The organism is Clavibacter lycopersici, from assembly GCF_003576405.1.
In the GTDB taxonomy this organism is placed as follows: Bacteria; Actinomycetota; Actinomycetes; order Actinomycetales; family Microbacteriaceae; genus Clavibacter; species Clavibacter lycopersici.
The window spans coordinates 1-1,006 of sequence record NZ_QWGT01000435.1 but is presented as its reverse complement, the minus strand read 5'-3'; the positions used below and the strand labels follow the sequence as shown (position 1 = coordinate 1,006).

Here is a 1,006-nt window from a genome sequence, read left to right as displayed (position 1 = left end):
CGCGTCGGCCGATGACCCGCCACGACGCGCTCGTCATCGGCGGCGGGCCCGTCGGGATCCACCTGGCCGCGCTCCTCGCGCAGGCCGGCCTCGACGTGCGCGTGTGGGAGGCGCGGCCGACGCCCGCCCTGCTGTCGCGCGCCATCGGGATCCACGCGCCCTCGCTCGACGCGTTCGACCGGCTGGGCGTCGCGGACGAGATGGTCGCCGAGGCCGTCCTCGTGCGCCGCGGCATCGCGATGGGGCCGGGCCGCGTGCTCGGGCGCGTCTCGTTCGACGGGGTCTCGACCACGCACCCCTACGTCGCGGCGCTGCCGCAGTGGCGCACCGAGGCGATCCTCGTCACGCGCCTGGCGGGCCTCGCGCCCGACGCCCTCCATCGCGGCGTGACGCTGGTCGGCCTCGACGCGGATCCCGCCGGGACGCCAGGCGGCGTGGTGCGCGCGACCGGTCGGGATGCCGACGGCCGGCCGGTCGAAGCGACCGCGTCCCTCGTGATCGGCGCGGACGGCACGCGCGGCGTCACGCGCGGTCTCCTCGGGATCGACGTCGACGAGCGCCCGCTGCCCGACCGCTTCCTCATGGGCGACGCGCCCGACCGCACCGACGGCGGCGGCGACGCCGTGATCACGCTGCACCCGGACGGCGTCGTCGAGTCGTTCCCGCTGCCCGGCGGCATGCGGCGCTTCGTCGTGGGGCTGCGCCCGGGGGAGCGCGACGGGGATCCGGCGACCGTGCTCGCGCGCGTCGTGGGGGAGCGCACCGGGCACGTCGTGTCCGCCGCGGAGCTGGATCCGGTGAGCGGCTTCGGCGTGCGCCGCCGCCTCGCGCGCCGCATGGTGTCCGGGCGCGCGGTGCTGATCGGCGATGCCGCCCACGAGATCAGTCCCATCGGCGGGCAGGGCATGAACCTCGGCTGGCTCGACGCGGACGCCCTCGCGCCGATCCTCGTCGACGCGGTCCGCGCGCGCCGCGGCGTGCCGGACCCGACGCGCCTCGCCCGCTG

The 1,006-nt window shown here is 77.9% G+C and carries 1 protein-coding gene; it reads left to right on the top strand.

Translation table 11 applies throughout. The annotated features are described in order from the left end of the window. Positions 1 to 11: 11 nt before the first annotated feature. A partial coding sequence (locus DZG00_RS15770) for an FAD-dependent oxidoreductase (protein WP_147360078.1) occupies positions 12 to 1,006 on the top strand: 995 nt, incomplete at its 3' end.